Below are 14934 nucleotides of genomic sequence, written 5' to 3'. Positions count from 1 at the left end.
GCACATCTGACTAGTGCCGTCGGGCGATTGCTCAGTTGTTGTGTTGCGTCACCTGACCGAGGTCATCACCGGACGTGGTCTGCATATCATCCTTGCGCAGCGCGGCCACATCACTGGCCTTGACCGGTGCCCCTTTGTTGCCCCAGCTGCCACGAATGAAACTCACCACATCCGCCACTTCCTGATCCGACAACCGCCAGGCGTACGCCGGCATGGTGAAGGTCGATGGCGCGGTGTGTGTGGCCGGCAGGGTGCCGCCCTTGAGCACGATGTGGATCAGTGAGGTCGGGTCTTCCGATTGCAGCACCGGATTGCCCGCCAGCGCCGGGAACACTCGGGTGTAACCATGGCCGTCGGTACGGTGGCAGGCCGCGCAGTTGTCGATGTACACCGCCGCGCCGCGCTGGCTGTCGTCGCCGTTCCACAGGGCTTTGGCCGCTTTCTCGTCGTACTGGTGCGGCTGATCGTTTGGATCAACTGCCGGCAGCGACTTGAGGTAACGAGCAATTGCGGTCAGGTCGGCATCGGTCATGTACTGCATGCTGTGGGTGACCACATCGCTCATGCCGCCGAACACTGCACTGCGGTCGCTGCGCCCGGTCTTGAGGAATTGCACCAGTTGCGCTTCGCTCCAGTTGCCCAGGCCATCCTTGTGATCACCGCGCAAACTCTTGGCGATCCAGCCTTCCAGCGGCGCACTGCCGGCGAGGAAGTTTTTGCCGTCGGTGGCGCTCAGGGATTTTTCCTGCATGGTCAGGGCACGCGGGGTATGGCAGGCGCCGCAATGGCCGAGGCCTTCGACCAGATAGGCGCCGCGGTCGATCACCGGATCATCCGAGGTGGCCTTGTAGTCCTCGACCTTCGGCGCGAACAGCCAGCGCCAGCCCATCAGCGGCCAGCGCATGCTCAGCGGCCATGGAATGTCGCTGGCCTTGTTCTCCTGGGCCACCGGTTCGACGCCGTGCATGAAGTAAGCGTAAAGCGCTTGCATGTCGGTTTCGCTGACCCGGGCGTAGGACGGATACGGCATTGCCGGGTACAACGTGCTGCCGTTTTTGGCGACGCCGTGGCGCACCGCTTTATCGAAATCCTCGAAGCTGTAGTCACCCAGACCGGTTTTGTCCGGGGTGATGTTGGTCGAGTAGATCGTGCCGATCGGCGTTTCCATCGGCAGGCCGCCGGCGAAAGGTTTGCCGCCCTTGGCGGTGTGGCAGGCCACGCAGTCACCCGCGCGGGCGAGGTATTCGCCTTGTTTGATCAACGCTTGATCGACGTCGGCGGCGTGCACGGCAGCACTGCCGAGCAGGGCCAGGGTAGCGATAACGAGATTTTTCATGGTCATCGCTCCTTAAGCCTGAACCAGCGGGCCGGGGTTTTTCAGGTATTGCTCGCGAATCGCCTTGGCCGACCAGTAGGTCAACGCCGCCACCAGCCCGGTCGGGTTGTAACCCAGGCCCTGCGGGAATGCCGAAGCACCCGGCACGAACACGTTGTGCACGTCCCAGCTCTGCAAGTAACGGTTCAGAGCACTCTTCTTCGGATCGGTGCCCATGATCGCGCCACCGTTGAGGTGGGTGGTCTGGTAGGCCGCGGTGTTGAAGTGATCACCGACCTGCTTGCCGATCACCGCGATGGCTTTCGGGCCCATGGCTTGGGCGACCTTGCCCATTTTCTCGACCATGAAGCGGTTCATCTTGATGTCGTTTTCCTGCCAGTCGAAGGTCATGCGCAGCAGCGGCAAACCGTAGGCATCGCGGTACACCGGGTCCAGATCGAGGTAGTTGCCACGGTAGGACTGATGCGCGCCGTGGGCGTCCATCGACACCTGGTGGGTGTAGTAATCGGCGGTCGCGCGCTTCCACTGGCTGCCCCAGGCCGGGGTGCCGGGCGGGTTCGAGGTGCCGGCAATCGGACGGCTGCCCGCCTGGTTGACCCACATTGGCGAGCCGCCGACGAAGCCATGCGGACCGTGGTCGAAGTTGTCGGCGTTGAAATCGTCCAGCGCCACGCCGTTGCCGCCGGCGCCGATGAAGTTGTTGGTGTGGGTGTCCTTGTCGAAGAACGCCTTGATGGTCGCCATGTTCTGGTAGGCGAAGTTACGCCCGACCACGCCTTCGCCGCTGATCGGGTCGTACGGTTTGCCGATGCCCGAGAGCAACATCAGGCGCACGTTGTGCAGCTGGAAGGCGCCGAGGATCACCAGATCCGCCGGTTGCTCGATCTCGCGGCCCTGGCCGTCGATGTAAGTCACGCCGGTGGCTTTGGACTTGGTGCTGTCGAGGTTGACCCGCAGCACATGGGCGTTGGCGCGCAGCTCGAAATTCGGCAGCGGACGCAGCGCCGGCAGAATGTTCACGTTCGGCGAAGCCTTGGAATACATGTAGCAAACGTAACCGCTGCAGAATCCGCAGAAGTTGCACGGGCCCATCTGCGCGCCGTAGGGATTGGTGTAAGGGCCTGAAGTATTCGCCGAAGGCAGGTTGTAGGGTTTGTAACCGACTTCTGTCGCCGCTTTGCCGAACAGTTGTGCGGAAACGGTGTTCTTCTGCGCTTCCAGCGGGAACGGATTGGAGCGATCCGGTGCGTACGGGTTACCGCCCTTGCCCTGACCGACCAGTTGGCCTTTTACGGTCCAGGCCTGGCCGGAGGTGCCGAAGACTTTTTCGGCGAAATCGAAGAACGGCTCCAGCTCTTCATAGCTGACGCCGAAGTCCTGGATGGTCATGTCCTTGGGGATGAAACTCTTGCCGTAGCGTTCTTCGTAATGGCTGCGCATGCGCAGTTCGATCGGATCGACGCGAAAGTGCACGCCCGACCAGTGCAGACCGGCACCGCCGACACCATTGCCCGGCAGGAACGCACCCAACTGGCGGTTCGGCAGGGCGATGTCGTTGACGCTGTGGCGGATGGTGACGGTTTCTTTCGAGATGTCCTGAAAGAGTTTTTTGCGCACGCTGTAGGTGAGTTCGTCGATCACCTGCGGATAGTTGCCGTCGGGATAGGTGTCCTGCATCGGCCCGCGCTCCAGCGCCAGCACGTTGAGCCCGGCTTCGGTCAGCTCCTTGGCCATGATCGCGCCAGTCCAGCCGAAACCGACGATCACTGCGTCGACCTTCTTCATTACCGTTGCCATGCTCAAGCCCTCTCGCCGCGAATCGAAACTGCCGGGAAGGGGTATTGCTCGTTGCGTTCCACCCAATCCATGAAATCGGCGCGGGCGCCGGGGAAGCCGATCATGGTCCAGCCGACCATGCCTTTATTGCCACCGTGGATCGGGTCGCAGAAGAACCCTTCCTTGGTGTTTTGCAGCAGCAGGCTGAAGAAAATCTTCGCGGGAACCGCATCGAACTGCGGTTTTCCGGCTTCAAGTTGCTTGAGCAGATCGTCTCGGGTAGCGCTGTCTTGCTCGGCAAATGTTTTACCGTTGAGCGATTTTGCCCACTGATCCGTCGCGGCGATGCCCAGGCGATAGATCTCTTTTGGCACCAGTTTGCTCTGCCAGCCCATCTCCGGCGCGGCGTCGGCGTTGAACGGGCCTTGCATGTACCACAGGGCACCGGCGGCGTAAGGGGTGTTCATCTGGCGGTCGATGTATTCCGGCACGCCGGCTTCCAGGGCGCCCGGGCCTTGCTCGTCGTTGGGGATCAATTGCGCCACGGCGGCGTTGATGAAGGCCCATTCCTCGGCGGTGAAATAGCTCGGCTGATAAGCACTGGCGTCCGCCTTGGCCGGTGTGGCTGCTGGCGCCGCCGGGGTAGCCTCAGGCGCAGCTTGCAACACGCTGCTGCCCAGACCGGTACCGGCGAGGGTGACCACGGGAATCAGGGTCAGGGATTTGCGCAGGAACTCACGCCGGGGGTTGTCTCGATCTGCATCAGACATGGGGGTGCACCTCATCAGGCATTGATGGTTGTCCGTTTCTGCGAACGGCTTGAGCATTTTTTCGTCGCGGCGTGGCCCGGTGGTTGACCGGGAAAAGGGGGACGCCTGCAACATCGTGTGACAAATGGTAGCAGGCTACACATCGGGATGAACCGATTCAGCGGAAAAACCCACAGTTTTTTACTGAAGTGCTCAATGAAATCGTGCGGATTCACGATTCTTTGACAAGTGCCTCACAGGGCTTTGACCCTCATCCCTGGAAACTACGGGACCTTTCATTGATGAATCCCGATACGGTCAGCCCAGCATGTCTCGAGTGCGCCTTTTTCCTGCTTTGTGTTTGTCGCTTGTTGCCCTGCTGCATTTGATGCCGGCCCAGGCTGACGCCTCTGCGCCGTCGCGTCCGCCGGAGTGGGCGCAGCCGGTGGAAGTGCAATACAACCTGTTCCAGATGTCGCCCACGCTCTACCGCAGTGCCTTGCCGGATGGCGGCGTGGTGCCGTTGTTGAAAAATCTGAAAGTGGTGACGGTGATCAACTTCCTGCCGGAAGCTGACAGCAATTGGTTGTCCGAGCCGGGTATCAATCAGGTGCAGTTGCCATATCGCACCAACCAATTTGATGACAGCGATGTGCTCAAGACCCTTCGCGCGATTCAGGCTGCCGAAACCAACGGCCCGGTGCTGATGCATTGCAAGCATGGTTCCGACCGCACCGGCCTGATGGCGGCGATGTACCGGATTGTGGTGCAGGGCTGGAGCAAGGAAGACGCGTTGCGCGAAATGACCGAAGGTGGTTTTGGCGAAAGCGGTCACTTCAAAGATAGCGTGCGCTACGTGATGCAGGCTGATGTCGACAAACTGCGCACCGCGCTGGCCAACGGCGATTGCAGCACCAGTGCCTTTGCCACCTGCTCGATGAAGAGCTGGTTCCAGTCGGTCAACCTCAAGTAAGCCGCACCCTCCACGGCATTGCACCGTGGAGGGTCAATCGCCGGCTCAGTCTTCGGACTTTTTCTTCAGTTTCGGATTCGGGAAAAACTGCACGGCCTGGACCGTCTTGTCCGCCGCCGGCTTGAGCGCGCTGGTATTGACCCGCGTGCCCAACTCCTTGGGAACCGACAACCCCTGCTCGTTCAGCGTATCCGAGTAACCGCAGGCCACGCACTCGCGGTGCGGCACGCTGTCTTCGTTCCACATCATCAGTTTGTCTGGCTCGCTGCACGCCGGGCAGACCGCCCCGGCGATAAAGCGCTTCTTGGTAATCACAGGTGCCTCACTCATGCTGCTGCGTCCTCACTCAGGCCGCTATGGCGCAAGAGTGCGTCAATCGATGGCTCACGGCCACGGAAGTCGACGAACAGCACCATCGGCGCCTGCGAACCGCCGCGCGCCAGAATCGCTTCGCGGAAGGCGCGACCGGTCTCGGCGTTGAGCACGCCGTCTTCTTCGAACCTGGAGAAGGCATCGGCTGACAGCACTTCTGCCCACTTGTAGCTGTAGTAACCCGCCGCGTAACCGCCGGCGAAGATGTGCGCGAAGCTGTTGGGGAAGCGGTTGTACGCCGGTGGACGCATCACCGACACCTCGTCGCGCACGCCCTCCAGCACTTGCGCCACGCTGCGGCCGTCACCGTGGGTGGCGTGCAGTTCGAAGTCGAACAGCGAGAATTCCAGCTGACGCACCATCATCAACCCGGACTGGAAGTTCTTCGCCGCGAGCATTTTTTCCAGCAGGTCTTGCGGCAGTGGTTCGCCGGTTTCGTAGTGACCGGAGATCAGCGCCAGGCCTTCCGGCTCCCAGCACCAGTTTTCCATGAACTGGCTTGGCAGCTCGACCGCATCCCACGCCACGCCGTTGATCCCGGAGACACCGGCGTGATCGACACGGGTCAGCAGGTGATGCAGGCCATGGCCGAATTCATGGAACAGGGTGGTCACTTCATCGTGGGTCAGCAGCGCAGGCTTGCCGCTGTCGGCTGGGGTGAAGTTGCACACCAGGTTGGCCACCGGGCTTTGCAGCACGCCGTCGACGGTGCGGCGACGGTCGCGGGCGCCGTCCATCCACGCACCGCCGCGCTTGTTGGCGCGGGCATACAGGTCAAAGAAGAAGCGGCCGACGTGCTGGCCGTTTTCCTTGATTTCGAACAGGCGCACGTCCGGGTGCCAGGTATCGAAGCCTTTCAGTTCGGCGATTTCGATGCCGTACAGGCGCTGGACGATGGCAAACAGACCGCCGAGGACTTTATCGATCGGGAAGTAGGCGCGCAGGGTTTCCTGAGCGACGCTGTAGCGTTGTTCACGCAGCTTTTCCCCGTAGAAACCGCTGTCCCAGCTTTGCAGATCAGCGCAGCCCTGTTCCGCGGCGTAGGCGCGCAGCTGCTGCAGATCCTGCGCGGCGAACGGTTTGCTGCGCTTGGCCAGGTCGCGCAGGAAGCTCAGCACCTGATCGCTGGACTCGGCCATTTTGGTCGCCAGGCTCAGCTCGGCGAAACTGGCGAAGCCCAACAGCTTGGCCAGCTCCTGACGCAGGTCGAGGATCTCTTCCATCACCGGGCCGTTGTCGTTCTGACCGGCGTTCGGGCCTTGATCCGACGCACGGGTGCAGTAGGCGGCGTAGACTTCTTCACGCAGCGCACGGTCCTGGGCGTAGGTCATCACCGCGTAGTAGCTCGGGAATTCCAGGGTGATCAGCCAGCCGTCGAGGCCTTTGGCCTGCGCGGCGGCAGCCATTTGCGCCTTGGCCGAATCGGTCAGGCCGGCGAGGGCGGCTTCGTCGGTGACGTGCTTGGTCCAGGCTTGCGTGGCGTCGAGCAACTGGTTGGAGAAGCGGCTGCCCAGCTCGGACAGTTTGCTCTGCACTTCGGCGTAACGCTTCTGTTCGGCTTCCGGCAGGTCGATACCCGACAGACGGAAATCGCGCAGGGCGTGTTCCAGAATGGTTTTTTGCGCCACATCGAAACCGGCGGCTTCCGGGCTGTTGGCCAACGCTTCATAAGCCTGGAACAGTTCGCGGTTCTGGCCCATCTCAGTGGAGTAGGCGCTCAGGGCTGGCAGGCACGACTCGTAGGCTTCGCGCAGTTCAGCGCTGTTGCACACGGCGTTGAGGTGGCTGACCGGACTCCAGGCAGCGCCGAGGCGATCGTTGAGTTCGTCCATCGCCAGCACCAGGCCGGCCCACGTCGGATTCTGGCCCTGGGTCTTGAGGATTTCGGCAATGGCGGCGCGGTTGTCGGCCAGGATCGTTTCGATGGCTGGCAGCACGTGTTCGGCACGGATCGTGGAGAACGGCGGCAGGTCGTAGGACTGCAGAAGAGGGTTGTTCACGCTCACGGTTGGCACCTTGGCTGGAAGAAACATGCGCCCATCTTAATTACAATCGACACTCACCGCAGCTATCGGCGACAGAGAGAGAACTTATCGTGCCCGTTCGCAAGTACCAGAATCACACCCCGCAACTCGGCAAAGGCGCGTTTGTCGACGCCTCGGCGGTGGTGATCGGCGACGTCGAAATCGGCGAAGACAGCTCCGTGTGGCCGCTGACCGTGATCCGTGGCGACATGCACCGCATCCGCATCGGTGCGCGCACCAGTGTGCAGGACGGTTGCGTGCTGCACATCACCCACGCCGGCCCGTTCAACCCGGATGGTTTCCCGTTGCTGATCGGCGATGACGTGACCATCGCCCACAAGGTCATGCTGCATGGCTGCAGCGTCGGCAGCCGCGTATTGATCGGCATGGGCAGCATCGTCATGGACGGCGCGGTGGTCGAGGATGATGTGATCATCGGCGCCGGCAGCCTGGTGCCGCCGGGCAAGCGCCTGCAAAGTGGCTTCCTCTACGTGGGCAGCCCGGTGAAGCAGATCCGCCCGCTGACCGACAAGGAACAAGCCTTCTTCACCTACAGCGCGGCGAACTACGTGAAGCTCAAGGACCTGCATCTGGCCGAAGGCTACGACCAGCTCTGAAACGACTTACACCTGCTCAGGATTTCTCATGCATTACCAGACCGTACTGTTCGACCTCGATGGCACCCTGACCGACCCGCGTGAAGGCATCACCCGTTCCATCCAGTTTGCCTTAAGCAAACTCGGCATCGACGAGCCGGACCTGACCAAACTCGAACACTTCATCGGCCCGCCGCTGTTGCAGGCGTTCATGCAGTTCTATGGCTTCGACGAGGCCAAGGCCTGGCAAGCGGTGAATTTCTACCGCGAGCGCTTCAAGGTCACCGGCCTGTACGAAAACCGTGTGTTCGATGGCGTCACGCCGCTGCTGAAAACCCTGAGCGGGCAAGGGCGACAGCTGTATATCGCGACCTCCAAACCTTGGGAGTTCGCCCGGGAAATCGCCCGGCACTTCGACTTCGCTAAACACTTCAAGGTGATCTACGGCAGTGAGCTGGATGGCACGCGGACCAACAAGGTCGAGCTGATTGCGCACCTGATCGCCGAAGAAGGGCTGGATCCGGTCAATACGCTGATGATCGGTGACCGCAAGCATGACCTGATCGGTGCGCGCAGCAATGGCGTGGATGCGGCGGCGGTGGGGTATGGGTTTGGCAGCTTTGAAGAGTTGAGTGCCGAGGCGCCGGCTTATCACTTTGAAACGCTGGCGGAGTTGCACCAGGCGTTTTTGCGGCGCTGATCAGTCAGTCTTCGCGAGCAAGCCCGCTCCCACAGAGTGAATGCATTTCAACTGTGGGAGCGGGCTTGCTCGCGAAGGGGCCGGTTCAGCCAATGCGCAATCAGGATTCGGCCAGCGCTCTAAGTGCCGCCTTACGCTCAGCCACCGGCAGCTCACCCAGCCTCTCGACCTCAGCATAAAACCGCGGCCAATCCCCCCCGACCTGCCTGAACAACGCCGCAAACGCCGGCACCCACTGGTCATACAGCCCGAACGGCAACAACCGCGCATTATTCAATGGCGCATTGACCCAAGTGTCATAACGCTTGTCGCCGCCCCACTGGCTGTCGCGCATCACCCGGTAATTCTGGCGAAACCGCTCGAACTCCGCCGCTTTGCGTGCGCGCATCTGTTCGGCTGGCAGCGGCTGCGTATAGAGCTTCTCCAGACGTGAACGGGTCTCGAGCACCAGTACGGTGAACTGGTCGCGCTGGGTGATCAACGAGCTGTTCTCCGGCGGCAAGCCGCGAAACGCGCGCCACTGGCGGGTGCCTTCCTGTTCGACGAAGGTGGCGTAAGACTCGTTGAACTCGGTGTCGTCTTTCACGTAGAAGCGCTGATGCGCCAGTTCGTGAAAGATCAGCGTGGCCACGCGTTCGTCGCCCCAGCCCATCATCGAATTGAGAATCGGGTCATTGAACCAGCCGAGCGTCGAGTAGGCCTCGACGCCGCCAATCGACACGTCCATGCCCTGCAGGCGCTGGAGCGCCGCCTCGCCACGGGCCGCGCTCTGACTGTAATAGCCGCGGTAGGCCACGCACCCGGCAATCGGGAAGCAATGGCTCTGGGGCGTCAGGGAAAACTCCGGAGTGGCGAACACGTTCCACACCACATAGGGCCGGCCGATGTCGGCGTACAGCCGATAGCTCTGGTTGTCCGGCAGGTGCAAGTGCTCACTGGCGAAGACTCGGGCCTTTTGCGACTGGACCAGGTGCGCGCGCAATGTTGCGTCGCGGCTCGGGTCGGCAATCACCTTCGCCACCGGCTCACGCGCCCGCAGCAACTGCAACTGGCCGCCAGCCAATTGGCTGTAATAGCCGACGCTGGAGCAACCGTTGAGCAACAAAAGCATCACACCCGGAAACAAAATCCGAAAAACGCGATCAAGTAACCCATGGCTTGGAAGCGGCCTGCTCAAAATAAAAATCCTTTGGAAAGTCTGCCCGCAAGACTATCCCGCCATTTGGAGCTTCGCTATGCGCATGTTGATGCTGACAGGAGGCCTGCTGACGCTGGCCGGTTGTGCCGGATTCGGAATGCCCGATCCTGACCCCTCGCAAGCCTGGATCGATCTCGATGCCCGGCAACAGGACACCGCGCTGCAGGCGCTGAAAGTCGATGACAAGGTGACCGTCGACAAACGTTATTTTGAAGTTGAGCCCGGCAGCCACCAATTGCAGGTGCGCTATCAATTCCCGGTCGAAGCCACCAACATCGGCCCCGATGCCGAACCGCTGTGGCGCGACTGCCAGTTGAATGTGAAATTCAAGGACTTCAACGCCGGTCAGCGTTATCAGCTGCAAGCTGGCAGCATCGGTTTCCGGCCATGGGCCAAGCTCTATGACGAGCAACACAATGTGGTCGGCCAGGGCACACCGGCAGGCTGTCAGCGCACTTGATCGGGGCTATGCTTAAGGTCTGAATCCTGAGACATCCATCATGCGCAAGTTGATGCTGTTGCTCGCGTTTGGCGTCATCGCCGGCTGCCAGACCCCATTACCACCGGTCGATCCACAAATGGCCTGGGTCGATTTCTCGACGCCGACCCCGGGCGGCAAATTGCTCATGGCCGAGCGCCTGGACAATCAACGCCTGAGCGACGGGCGTTTCTTCCAGGTCACCCCCGGCAGCCATGAGCTGCGGGTGCGTTACGACTTCGAAGTGTTTGGCGGCGGCGGCAGTCTGATGACCGGCCCTGTCGAGCGACTGTGCTATCTGTACATCCGCTACGACCATTTCGAGGCCGGGCAGCGTTACATGCTGGAGGGCCGTTCACTCGGCTTCACACCAAGCGCACGGTTGTACAACGCCAAGCGTGAGATCGTTGCCGAGGATCACGACATGGACTGCCTCAGCTGAGATGAGTCAGTTGCTGTTTTTCTGATAGATGATTGCTTTTCTGCCGTAATCGCATTTGCCAACGACCATCGCCGCGTCATGTTTGTCGGCCTCTTCCTTGCTCACAATTTCCAGTGTGTAGGAGGGCACGGCATTCGCCTGGATCTTGATTTCGATTTCTTTCTTGAGTTCTTCGCAGTCTTTGGGTGCGGCGAGAACCGAGGTGGCCAGTGCACTGCAGAGGATCGCCAAGCCAATACGTTTCATTTTGAAGCTCCCTGGGGCAGCGCGCACGGGCGTGCGCTGAACCTGCTGTCACTTATTCGACCATATTTTTGCAGCGCGCGTTCTGACTTCGCTCACATCTTCAGAGACTGTGTTGCTATTCAGATCGCCTTCGCGAGCAAGCCCGCTCCCACATTGGAATGCATTTCAAAGGTGGGAGCGGGCTTGCTCGCGAATAGGTCAGTCAGCGCTGACTCAGCTGACCAGAGAAGGCTCAAGGGTAATCTTCGCATTCAACACCTTGGACACCGGGCATCCTTCCTTGGCCTTGTTGCTCAGCTCTTCAAACTGCGCCTGAGTAGCGCCCGGGATTTTCGCCTTGAGGATCAGTTTGATCGCGGTGATGGCAAAGCCACCTTCGACCTGATCCAAGGTGACTTCAGCCTGGGTGTCGATGCTCTCGGCCTTCAGGCCCGCATCACCGAGAATCATCGAGAACGCCATGGAAAAACAGCCGGCATGCGCCGCGCCGATCAGTTCTTCCGGGTTGGTGCCCTTGCCGCCTTCGAAGCGGGCCTTGAAGCCGTACGGCGCTTCTCTGAGGACGCCAGTCTCGGTAGAGATCGAGCCGATGCCGGTTTTCAGATCGCCTGCCCAATGTGCGGATGCTTTCTTCACGATAGCCATGTCTGCCTCCTCAAGATCTGGCGCGGAACGCCGCGCCGTCGTGGTTTTTGCTTGCAAGGCTTCTGAGGATAGACGCCGGGACAAAGTTCAGCCCGAGTGAATCGTTGACTTTTTTAGTAGGATTTTTCCCTCAGCTATTGAAACTCGGGTATATGCCCTCATTGCACAGAACACGCTTATGAATTCGGCAGGTTTTCGTTCGCAAGAAAAAACCTGCAGACCACTCGGAGACGCAGGTTTATGAAGCAACTGTCCGATGTAAAGTTTTCCACCCTCGATCTGGTGCCCGTGCGCGAGAACGGCAGCCCGGCGCAATCGCTGCGCAATTCGCTGGATCTGGCGCAGCATGTCGAGAAATTCGGCTATACGCGCTTCTGGGTCGCCGAACACCACAACATGGACGGTATCGCCAGCTCCGCCACCTCGGTGCTGCTGGGGTATCTGGCCGGCGGCACCTCGACAATTCGTGTCGGCTCCGGCGGGGTGATGCTGCCCAACCACGCGCCGCTGGTGATCGCCGAGCAGTTCGGCACCCTCGAAAGCCTGTATCCGGGACGCATCGATCTGGGTCTGGGCCGCGCGCCGGGCTCCGACCAGATGACTGCCCGCGCCCTGCGTCGTGAGCGCTCCGGCAGCGCCGATGATTTCCCGGAAGACGTCGCCGAGCTGGCGCGCTTCCTCGGCCCGCGCACCCCGGATCAACGGGTGATCGCCATGCCCGGCACCGGCACCAACGTGCCGATCTGGTTGCTCGGTTCCAGCCTGTTCAGCGCGCAACTGGCCGGTGAGCGCGGTTTGCCCTACGCCTTCGCCTCGCACTTCGCCCCGCGTTTCATGCACGAGGCGATTCGCGTCTATCGCAACCACTTCAAGCCGTCGGCGGTACTCGACAAGCCTTATGTGATGCTCGGTGTGCCGCTGGTGGCGGCGGATACCGATGAGCAGGCCGACTACCTGGCGACCTCGGTGTACCAGCGCATTCTCGCGTTGATGCGTGGGCAAAGTCTGGTGCAGCGCCCGCCGGTGAAGAGCATGGATGGCCTGTGGCTGCCCCATGAGCGTGAAGCAGTGGGCGATTTCCTTGGCCTGGCGATGGTCGGCAGCCCGCAGAAAATCCGCGCGAAGCTGGAGGTACTGGTCGAGCAGACGCAGGCTGATGAGCTGATTTTCACCTGCGATCTGTATGAGCATGCCGATCGCCTGCATTCCTACGAACTGCTGGCTCAAGTCATGAAGGGTTGACTCTGGAATACCGCCCTTGTGGGAGCGGGCTTGCTCGCGAAGACGGAGTGTCAGACACCTTGGATGTCGGCTGACATAACGCTTTCGCGAGCAAGCCCGCTCCCACATTGGGAATGTGTTGCCCACAAAAAAGCCGACGCCTTCGCGTCGGCTTTTGCATTTCAAGTGCGATCAACCGCGTTTGTAGACGATTTCCTTGGTGCCGCCTTCGCAACTGCCAACGACTTTGCCGCCAGCGGCAGCACCCTTGTCGACAATCTCCAGCGAATAACTGGAGGCACCTTTGGTATCAATCTTCGCCGCAATCTCGCTTTTCAACTCTTCACAAGGCTTGCCAGCAGCAAACGCGCCACCCGCAAGGCTCAACAAACCTACTGCCAATATGAACTTCTTCATCGGTCGCACTCCCTGGTCGGATTAAAAGAGGCGGGCACCGGCGGTGCCGATGCGCTCACCTTGTAGCGCTTTGCCATTCCTATGGCACTCGGCCAGCGCGCAAGTTCAGAAGCGTAGCCCAAACTCAGCTGCTGGCAATGCGGAAGCCGACTTTGAGTGTTACCTGGAAATGCGCCGCCTTGCCGTCCTTGATGTGGCCACGGGTATCGACCACTTCAAACCATTCCAGATGCTTGATGCTCTTGTTGGCTTCGGCCAGCGCGTTGTTGATGGCGTCTTCGATGCTGCTGGTGGACGAGCCGACCAGCTCGACTTTCTTGTACGTGTGATGGTCACTCATGGCGATCTCCTGGATGTGTGGATTTGAGACTAGCAGTGAATCTGCACTGATGATTTCGGCGGCCCGATGCAAGTGAAGTTCAGATTTTCTGCACTTTCTCAAACCGCTGAAGTCCCAACCAACACACGCCACTCATCACCAATGCAGGAGAGCCACCATGGCCAACACCTCTTTACGTAAAGCCTCGTTGCAAAGCATGGAAGCCGAGATCGAGAGTCTGCTCAAATCGTTGGAAAGCTTGAAAGACGACGCTTCGGACGAGTCGCGCAAGACCCTCAAGGCGCTCAAGAGCAACGCTGAAAGCGCGCTGAAACATTCGCGCAGCCTGCTCAGCGATGCCTATGAAGAAGTCAAAGTAAAAACTCGCGAGACCGGCATCGCCACCCGCGATTACGCTCAGGAACATCCTTGGACCACCGCCGGTGTGGCAGTCGGTGCAATCGGTCTGCTGGCCGCCTACTTGCTGTTCAAGCGCGGCGAGTGATCCGTCTGGCGCAACTCATTCTTGAGCCACTGCGCCAGTTGCCGGGCGCGCCCGTCTGCGGCGCGCTTGGGTAGCCACAACGCCAGTTGCGCCGGGGTTTCGCAAAAGCCCCACGGCGCAACCAGGCGACCGGCCTTCAAGTCCTCGGCCACCAGCGGCTCTGGCGCGATTGCCACGCCGAGTCCGGCCACTGCGGCTTCCAGCAGATAATACAAATGCTCAAAACCTTGCCCCCACTTCAACGCCTTGGCGTCGAGGTGATTTTGCTGTGCCCAGCTCGGCCAGGCTTGCGGGCGCGATGTGGTGTGCAGCAGCGGTTCGCTGAGCAAGGCTGATGCCGGCGCGGTTTGCAGGCGCTGATAACCGCTGAACAGCGGGCTCATCACCGGCCCGATGCGTTCCGCCGCCAACTCGTACACCTGCATGTCGGCCGGCCATGGCGGCTCGGCGAACAGCAGCAAGGCATCGAGTCCGGGGCGCCGCGGGTCGAGATCGCCTTCACCAGCCGACAGATGCAGACGCAAGTCCGGCAAGTCCGCGTTGAGTCGTCCCAGGCGTGGAATAAACCAGCGCGCCAACAGACTGCCGGAGCAGCCGAGTACGAACGGCGCATCAGCGGTGCTCTGCGTCAGCTCGGCGCAGACGCTGCGCAAGCGATCAAAGGCCTCACCGCTGGCGTCCCGCAGACGAACTCCGGCATCTGTGAGTTTAAGGCCACGGCCGTCCTTGACGAACAAGCTGACGCCGAGGTGCTCTTCGAGCACCTTGAGCTGACGGCTAACCGCGCCGTGGGTGACGTGCAGCTGTTCGGCCGCCTGACTGACGCTGTTCAGTCGGGCGGTGGCTTCGAACGCGCGCAATGCGTTCAGCGGGGGAAGGTCATGGCTCATGTGATCTGTGAGTTTTCCTGACAGGTTGTGGCGATCTTATCGGTTTT

Annotated in this window: 18 protein-coding genes; 7 read left to right on the top strand and 11 right to left on the bottom strand. The window is 60.7% G+C overall.

Annotated elements, in window-relative coordinates; translation table 11 throughout:
• Positions 1-31 precede the first annotated feature (31 nt).
• From JFU48_RS06650 to JFU48_RS06640, 3 genes are read right to left on the bottom strand one after another with little or no spacing between them, the layout of a single operon-like run.
• Complete coding sequence (locus JFU48_RS06650; RefSeq protein WP_201136127.1) at positions 32-1336, bottom strand: c-type cytochrome; 1305 nt, start codon at positions 1334-1336, stop codon at positions 32-34.
• Between the two features lie 12 nt (positions 1337-1348).
• Entirely contained in the window at positions 1349-3133 is a 1785-nt protein-coding gene (locus JFU48_RS06645; protein ID WP_003220366.1) for a GMC family oxidoreductase, read from the bottom strand.
• A gap of 2 nt (positions 3134-3135) precedes the next feature.
• Positions 3136-3882, bottom strand: a complete 747-nt coding sequence (locus JFU48_RS06640) for a gluconate 2-dehydrogenase subunit 3 family protein (protein WP_103519929.1) — start codon at positions 3880-3882, stop codon at positions 3136-3138.
• Positions 3883-4189: 307 nt separating this feature from the next.
• On the opposite strand from JFU48_RS06640, the gene JFU48_RS06635 reads away from it, so the two are divergent.
• Positions 4190-4834, top strand: coding sequence for a dual specificity protein phosphatase family protein (locus JFU48_RS06635; RefSeq protein ID WP_201136126.1), 645 nt, complete (start codon positions 4190-4192; stop codon positions 4832-4834).
• Between the two features lie 45 nt (positions 4835-4879).
• Here the strand turns inward: JFU48_RS06635 and JFU48_RS06630 are convergent, their stop codons facing one another.
• A complete protein-coding gene (locus tag JFU48_RS06630) occupies positions 4880-5164 on the bottom strand; it encodes a YheV family putative zinc ribbon protein (protein ID WP_003220371.1) in 285 nt (94 codons plus the stop codon).
• Entirely contained in the window at positions 5161-7239 is a 2079-nt protein-coding gene (gene prlC / locus JFU48_RS06625; protein ID WP_201136125.1) for an oligopeptidase A, read from the bottom strand. The genes JFU48_RS06630 and prlC overlap by 4 nt, the downstream gene beginning before the upstream one ends.
• Before the next feature lie 62 nt (positions 7240-7301).
• Here prlC and JFU48_RS06620 point away from each other — a divergent pair, with 62 nt between their 5' ends.
• Both JFU48_RS06620 and JFU48_RS06615 read left to right on the top strand, forming a co-directional pair.
• Positions 7302-7847, top strand: coding sequence for a gamma carbonic anhydrase family protein (locus JFU48_RS06620; protein ID WP_103519928.1), 546 nt, complete (start codon positions 7302-7304; stop codon positions 7845-7847).
• A gap of 28 nt (positions 7848-7875) precedes the next feature.
• Positions 7876-8526, top strand: coding sequence for an HAD family hydrolase (locus JFU48_RS06615; RefSeq protein WP_201136124.1), 651 nt, complete (start codon positions 7876-7878; stop codon positions 8524-8526).
• A gap of 100 nt (positions 8527-8626) precedes the next feature.
• Here the strand turns inward: JFU48_RS06615 and JFU48_RS06610 are convergent, their stop codons facing one another.
• Positions 8627-9703 (bottom strand): aminopeptidase, encoded by a 1077-nt coding sequence (locus tag JFU48_RS06610; protein WP_201136123.1) that lies wholly within the window; start codon positions 9701-9703, stop codon positions 8627-8629.
• Between the two features lie 58 nt (positions 9704-9761).
• On the opposite strand from JFU48_RS06610, the gene JFU48_RS06605 reads away from it, so the two are divergent.
• Both JFU48_RS06605 and JFU48_RS06600 read left to right on the top strand, forming a co-directional pair.
• A complete protein-coding gene (locus JFU48_RS06605) occupies positions 9762-10184 on the top strand; it encodes a PA0061/PA0062 family lipoprotein (protein ID WP_003220379.1) in 423 nt (140 codons plus the stop codon).
• Between the two features lie 40 nt (positions 10185-10224).
• Positions 10225-10644, top strand: coding sequence for a PA0061/PA0062 family lipoprotein (locus tag JFU48_RS06600; protein ID WP_003220381.1), 420 nt, complete (start codon positions 10225-10227; stop codon positions 10642-10644).
• Positions 10645-10650: 6 nt separating this feature from the next.
• Here JFU48_RS06600 and JFU48_RS06595 read toward each other — a convergent pair whose 3' ends face one another.
• Together JFU48_RS06595 and JFU48_RS06590 are read right to left on the bottom strand one after the other, a co-directional pair.
• Positions 10651-10890: a DUF1161 domain-containing protein gene (locus JFU48_RS06595; RefSeq protein WP_201136122.1), complete on the bottom strand. Its 240-nt coding sequence runs from the start codon at positions 10888-10890 to the stop codon at positions 10651-10653.
• 213 nt (positions 10891-11103) lie between these two features.
• The gene (locus JFU48_RS06590; protein WP_201136121.1) at positions 11104-11535 is read right to left on the bottom strand and encodes an OsmC family protein; all 432 of its coding nucleotides are present in this window, start codon (positions 11533-11535) and stop codon (positions 11104-11106) included.
• 240 nt (positions 11536-11775) lie between these two features.
• Here JFU48_RS06590 and JFU48_RS06585 point away from each other — a divergent pair, with 240 nt between their 5' ends.
• Positions 11776-12777 (top strand): LLM class flavin-dependent oxidoreductase, encoded by a 1002-nt coding sequence (locus JFU48_RS06585; RefSeq protein ID WP_103483943.1) that lies wholly within the window; start codon positions 11776-11778, stop codon positions 12775-12777.
• 171 nt (positions 12778-12948) lie between these two features.
• Here the strand turns inward: JFU48_RS06585 and JFU48_RS06580 are convergent, their stop codons facing one another.
• Positions 12949-13173 (bottom strand): DUF1161 domain-containing protein, encoded by a 225-nt coding sequence (locus JFU48_RS06580; RefSeq protein ID WP_201136120.1) that lies wholly within the window; start codon positions 13171-13173, stop codon positions 12949-12951.
• A 124-nt stretch (positions 13174-13297) separates the two neighbouring features.
• Positions 13298-13513, bottom strand: a complete 216-nt coding sequence (locus tag JFU48_RS06575) for a dodecin (RefSeq protein WP_003220389.1) — start codon at positions 13511-13513, stop codon at positions 13298-13300.
• 157 nt (positions 13514-13670) lie between these two features.
• Here JFU48_RS06575 and JFU48_RS06570 point away from each other — a divergent pair, with 157 nt between their 5' ends.
• Positions 13671-13997, top strand: coding sequence for a DUF883 family protein (locus JFU48_RS06570; RefSeq protein ID WP_003220391.1), 327 nt, complete (start codon positions 13671-13673; stop codon positions 13995-13997).
• Here JFU48_RS06570 and JFU48_RS06565 read toward each other — a convergent pair.
• Positions 13970-14887: a LysR family transcriptional regulator gene (locus tag JFU48_RS06565; RefSeq protein WP_201136119.1), complete on the bottom strand. Its 918-nt coding sequence runs from the start codon at positions 14885-14887 to the stop codon at positions 13970-13972. The two genes, JFU48_RS06570 and JFU48_RS06565, sit on opposite strands and share 28 nt — an antisense overlap.
• Positions 14888-14934 lie beyond the last annotated feature (47 nt).

Origin of the sequence: Pseudomonas sp. TH49, assembly GCF_016650625.1 — a bacterium.
GTDB lineage: Bacteria > Pseudomonadota > Gammaproteobacteria > Pseudomonadales > Pseudomonadaceae > Aquipseudomonas > Aquipseudomonas fluorescens_H.
The sequence above is the reverse complement of the archived record's forward strand: the minus strand, read 5'-3'. Positions and strand labels throughout refer to the sequence as shown.

Excerpts from the sequence above, each read along its gene's own strand:
- JFU48_RS06650 (WP_201136127.1), bottom strand. The coding sequence starts at position 1,336 with ATGAAAAATCTCGTTATCGCTACCCTGGCCCTGCTCGGCAGTGCTGCC.
- JFU48_RS06645 (WP_003220366.1), bottom strand. The coding sequence starts at position 3,133 with ATGGCAACGGTAATGAAGAAGGTCGACGCAGTGATCGTCGGTTTCGGC.
- JFU48_RS06640 (WP_103519929.1), bottom strand. The coding sequence starts at position 3,882 with ATGTCTGATGCAGATCGAGACAACCCCCGGCGTGAGTTCCTGCGCAAA.
- JFU48_RS06635 (WP_201136126.1), top strand. The coding sequence starts at position 4,190 with ATGTCTCGAGTGCGCCTTTTTCCTGCTTTGTGTTTGTCGCTTGTTGCC.
- JFU48_RS06630 (WP_003220371.1), bottom strand. The coding sequence starts at position 5,164 with ATGAGTGAGGCACCTGTGATTACCAAGAAGCGCTTTATCGCCGGGGCG.
- prlC (WP_201136125.1), bottom strand. The coding sequence starts at position 7,239 with ATGTTTCTTCCAGCCAAGGTGCCAACCGTGAGCGTGAACAACCCTCTT.
- JFU48_RS06615 (WP_201136124.1), top strand. The coding sequence starts at position 7,876 with ATGCATTACCAGACCGTACTGTTCGACCTCGATGGCACCCTGACCGAC.
- JFU48_RS06605 (WP_003220379.1), top strand. The coding sequence starts at position 9,762 with ATGCGCATGTTGATGCTGACAGGAGGCCTGCTGACGCTGGCCGGTTGT.
- JFU48_RS06600 (WP_003220381.1), top strand. The coding sequence starts at position 10,225 with ATGCGCAAGTTGATGCTGTTGCTCGCGTTTGGCGTCATCGCCGGCTGC.
- JFU48_RS06595 (WP_201136122.1), bottom strand. The coding sequence starts at position 10,890 with ATGAAACGTATTGGCTTGGCGATCCTCTGCAGTGCACTGGCCACCTCG.
- JFU48_RS06590 (WP_201136121.1), bottom strand. The coding sequence starts at position 11,535 with ATGGCTATCGTGAAGAAAGCATCCGCACATTGGGCAGGCGATCTGAAA.
- JFU48_RS06585 (WP_103483943.1), top strand. The coding sequence starts at position 11,776 with ATGAAGCAACTGTCCGATGTAAAGTTTTCCACCCTCGATCTGGTGCCC.
- JFU48_RS06580 (WP_201136120.1), bottom strand. The coding sequence starts at position 13,173 with ATGAAGAAGTTCATATTGGCAGTAGGTTTGTTGAGCCTTGCGGGTGGC.
- JFU48_RS06575 (WP_003220389.1), bottom strand. The coding sequence starts at position 13,513 with ATGAGTGACCATCACACGTACAAGAAAGTCGAGCTGGTCGGCTCGTCC.
- JFU48_RS06570 (WP_003220391.1), top strand. The coding sequence starts at position 13,671 with ATGGCCAACACCTCTTTACGTAAAGCCTCGTTGCAAAGCATGGAAGCC.
- JFU48_RS06565 (WP_201136119.1), bottom strand. The coding sequence starts at position 14,887 with ATGAGCCATGACCTTCCCCCGCTGAACGCATTGCGCGCGTTCGAAGCC.